The organism is Neisseria sp. P0021.S005, from assembly GCF_051956955.1.
This window is the reverse complement of the sequence record NZ_JBQCWY010000608.1, coordinates 1-1,850: the sequence shown is the minus strand read 5'-3', so window position 1 is coordinate 1,850 and position 1,850 is coordinate 1. Positions and strand designations below refer to the sequence as shown.

Here is a 1,850-nt window from a genome sequence, read left to right as displayed (position 1 = left end):
GAAATCATATTCAGACGGCCTTTTCTCTTTTAACTTAATAACCTGATTAGGCTTTTGGTTTCAAAGCGGCAGCTTCGCGAGCCAGACGGGTGATGGTATCCCAGTCTTTGTTTTTGATGGCTTCTTTCGGAGTCAGCCATGAGCCGCCGACGCACAAGACATTAGGCAGCGCTAAGTACTCGGGTGCAGTTACCAGGCTGATGCCGCCGGTCGGGCAGAAGCGAACGTCGGCATAAGGGCCATAGAGTGCTTTGAGCATGGCTTTGCCGCCAACGACTTCGGCAGGGAAGAGTTTGAGGGTGTCGATACCGTGTTCCAAAGCCAGTTGGACTTCGCCCGGAGTGGCAACGCCGGGAATCAGGGGGATGCCGCTGTTGTGGCTGGCTTTGGCGAGGGATTCGTGCAAACCAGGGCTGATGGCGAAAACTGCGCCTGCGTCTTCGACGGCTTTGAGCTGTTCGGGATTGGTTACCGTACCCGCGCCGACGATGGCGTTAGGCACTTCTTTGGCAATCAGGCGGATGGCGTCGAGGCCGACGGGGGTGCGCAGGGTGATTTCGAGGGTGGGGATGCCGCCTTCGACAAGGGCGTGGGACAAATCGACGGCGGTGCTCAAGTCGTCAATCGCCATCACAGGCACAACTGCGCCGGCTGTCAGAATTTCACGAGGGGTCAGTTTGGACATTTTAGGTCTCCGTTGGGGACTGTATCGTAATAGGGTTGTTAACATGGTTTCAGACGGCCTGATTGTTTTAAAAGGCCGTCTGAAAATGGTTTAGGCAAATTCGCCGCCGAAGCTCATAGCACCGGTTTCTGCGCTACTGGTCATGCTGCGGAAGTTGGCGAAAAGTTCGCGGCCGCAACCTTGTTGGTTAGCGCTCAAATCGATGCGTTCGACTTCGCGGGCATTCCATTCGGCTTCGTTAATCAGGACGTTGAGTTCGCCGGTAACGGAGTCGAAGCGGATCAGGTCGCCGGTACGGATTTTGGCGATATTGCCGCCCATCAGGGCTTCAGGCGTCATGTGGATGGATGCAGGCACTTTGCCGGATGCACCGGACATACGGCCGTCAGTCAGCAGCGCCACTTTAAAACCGCGGTCTTGCAGGATGCCCAAAGGCGGGGTCAGTTTGTGCAATTCGGGCATACCGTTGGCACGCGGGCCTTGGTAGCGGACAACGCAGACGAAATCGCGTTCCAACTCGCCGCGTTCAAACGCAGCCAACACTTCGCGTTGGTCGTTGAATACGATGGCGGGCGCTTCAATGATGCGGCAACCTTCGCGCACGGCAGATACTTTAATCACGCCGCGACCGATGTTGCCTTTCATCAGGCGCAAACCACCGTCTGGGGAGAACGGATTGTCGGCTTTGCGCAGGATGTCATCGTTGCCGCTGGTTTCGGGGGCTTCGCGCCATTCGAGTTTGCCGTCGATGAGGAAAGGCTCTTTGGTGTAGTGGCGCATACCGTGTCCGACGACGGTATCGACATCGTCGTGCAATAAGCCTGCGTCCAGCAATTCGCGGATAACGAAAGGCAGGCCGCCTGCTGCGGTAAAGTGGTTCACGTCGGCTTTGCCGTTGGGGTACACGCGGATCAGCAATGGGATGATGGAGGAAATTTCGTCGAAGTCGTCCCAGTTCAAAATCACGCCTGCGGCACGTGCCATGGCAACGAGGTGCATGGTGTGGTTGGTCGAGCCGCCGGTTGCCATCAGGCCGATCAGGGCGTTGATGAAGGATTTTTCGGTCAACATTTCGCCCAATGGTTTGATGGTGCCGTTTTTGATGCCGCGTGCGAGGTGTCCGGCAGCGTAGCGGGTTAGGGCTTCGCGCAGGTCGGTATAAGGA

General features: G+C 56.8%; 2 protein-coding genes. Both read right to left on the bottom strand.

Annotation, left to right across the window (positions count from 1 at the left end):
• Positions 1-46: 46 nt before the first annotated feature.
• The gene (locus tag ACTHUE_RS17450) at positions 47-685 is read right to left on the bottom strand and encodes a bifunctional 4-hydroxy-2-oxoglutarate aldolase/2-dehydro-3-deoxy-phosphogluconate aldolase (protein WP_070461363.1); all 639 of its coding nucleotides are present in this window, start codon (positions 683-685) and stop codon (positions 47-49) included.
• 90 nt (positions 686-775) lie between these two features.
• The coding region (locus ACTHUE_RS17445; RefSeq protein WP_440424065.1) for a dihydroxy-acid dehydratase domain-containing protein at positions 776-1,850 on the bottom strand (1,075 nt) is incomplete at its 5' end.